2 protein-coding genes are annotated in these 2,345 nt (G+C 59.5%); both read left to right on the forward strand.

The genetic code is table 11. The annotated features are described in order from the left end of the window. Window positions 1–1,218, forward strand: a 1,218-nt coding sequence (locus WBM93_RS10580) for an amidohydrolase (protein WP_424431649.1), incomplete at its 5' end; no start/stop codon positions are given. Further along, window positions 1,215–2,345 (forward strand): amidohydrolase (locus WBM93_RS10585; protein ID WP_424431651.1); only part of this gene is annotated, 1,131 nt, incomplete at its 3' end. The genes WBM93_RS10580 and WBM93_RS10585, both read left to right, overlap by 4 nt.

Below are 2,345 nucleotides of genomic sequence, written 5' to 3' on the forward strand. Positions count from 1 at the left end.
GTCACGATATTTGACGGTGAAGGCGGCCGCATCGACAATGGCACCGTGTTCATGTCGAATGGAAAAATCACGGCCGTGGGTGGCGCTGATACCGCGATCCCGGCTGATGCCACGATTGTCGACGGAACCGGAAAATATGTCACGCCGGGTATCGTTGATGTGCACAGCCATCTCGGTGATTATCCGACCCCGAGCGTGTCGGCGCATAGTGACGGCAATGAAGCGACGTCTCCGGTGACCCCGGAAGTCTGGGCGGAGCATAGTGTCTGGCCGCATGATCCCGGCTTTTCGCGGGCGATGGCCAATGGCGGGATCACCGCGCTGCAAATACTTCCCGGTTCGGCCAATCTCTTTGGTGGCCGGTCGGTTACGCTGAAAAATGTTCCGGCGCGGACGGTTCAGGCGATGAAATTTCCGGGCGCGCCTTATGGCATGAAAATGGCCTGCGGGGAAAACCCCAAGCGGGTCTATGGCAGCCGGAACCGGATGCCATCAACCCGGATGGGCAATCTGGCGCTCAACCGGCAGACGTGGATTGACGCGCAGGAATATCGCAGCAAGCAAAATGATGCCAAGCCGCCCAAACGGGACCTTGGCAAGGAAACTCTGGTCGGGGTGCTGGACGGGGACATTCTTGTCCACAACCATTGCTACCGCGCCGATGAACTGGCCCAGATTATCGATATGTCGAAGGAGTTCGGCTATAAGGTGACCGCATTTCATCACGCCGTGGAGAGCTACAAGATCGCTGACATATTGGCCGAAGAAGGCATTTGTTCTGCCGTCTGGGCTGACTGGTGGGGCTTCAAGATGGAGGCCTATGACGCGATCCCGGAAAATGCGGCGATGCTGCAGAATGCCGGAGCCTGCGTGATCATCCACAGCGATGACGAAAACCAGATCCAGCGGCTCAACCAGGAAGCGGCCAAAGCACTTGCGGATGGCCGGGCGATGGGAATTGAAATCAGCGACGCCCAGGCGATCCAGTGGATCACGCTCAATCCGGCAAAAGCGATGGGTATCGATGCGATGACCGGCAGTCTGAAGCCTGGCAAGATGGCCGATCTCGTTTTGTGGAACGGCAATCCGCTGAGCGTTTACTCGCGGCCCGAGAAAGTGTGGATCGATGGGGCGCTGATGTTTGACAGCGGCAACGCCAAACACCGTCCGGTCAGTGATTTCGAGCTCGGCCAGCCCGGTGAAGGAGACGTGAAATGAGGCGTTTTACTGTACTGCTCGCCTCTGCTGCAGCCTTGATCGCGGCTCCCGTTGCGGCCCAGACCACAGCTATCACCGGTGGCAAGGTCGTCATCGGAGACGGCAGCGCGCCGATTGCAGGTGGCACGGTGCTGATTCGCAATGATCGCGTGGTCGCTGCGGGCGCCAACGTCACCATCCCGGCCGATGCGCGGAGAATCGACGCGACGGGGAAATGGGTAACGCCGGGAATTTTTGCCGGGTTCAGCCGCGTGGGTCTCGTAGAGGTCGGTGCGGTTACCCAGACCAATGACATGAACGCCAGCGGGTCGCCATTCTCGGCGGCGCTGGACGTCCAATATGCGATCAATCCCTTTGCCTCGGCAGTGGCGGTGAACCGTGCGGCCGGGGTCACCCGCGCTGTCGTTTCTCCAAGCACTTCCGGTTCCATCTTTGGCGGATATGGCGCGGTCATAGATCTCGGACAGGATGAGAATCCGATCACCCAGGCGCGCGCTTTCCAATTTGTCGAACTGGGCGAGACCGGCCATAGCCGGGCAGGGGGCAGCCGCTCCGCCTCGCATATCCAGTTCCGGGCGCTGCTCGAAGAAGCGCGGACCTATGCACGCAATCCGGCTGTTTTTGACAGTGACCTGCTAAAGGCGTCGGACGCCAAGGCCCTGTTGCCGGTGATCAACGGCAGCACCAAGCTGCTGGTCCATGTCGAAAGCACCAATGACATCCTCAAGGTCCTCGACCTGCGCAAGGATTTTCCGGCGCTGAAAATGGTGCTGGTCGGTGCTAATGAAGGCTGGCGTGTCGCCAATCATATCGCCGCTGCGGGCGTGCCGGTGCTGGCTTCGGCGCTCAGTGATCTGCCTTATGGCTTTGAAGACCTGTCTGCGACCCAGTCCAATATCGGCCGCATAAAGGCCGCTGGCGTCAAGGTGGCGATCGGTATGATCAATGACCGGGATGCCCATCAATTGCGTTATTCCGTGCAATATGCTGGCAATCTGGTCGCGCTCAATAAAGTGCCCCGAGCCACCGGGCTGAACTGGAACGACGCATTTGCCGCGATCAGTTCGGTGCCTGCGGAAATCATGGATATGGGTGGGCAACTGGGTTCGCTCAAAGCCGGTCGTCAG

The sequence above is a fragment of the Parasphingorhabdus sp. genome (assembly GCF_049667325.1).
GTDB lineage: Bacteria > Pseudomonadota > Alphaproteobacteria > Sphingomonadales > Sphingomonadaceae > Parasphingorhabdus.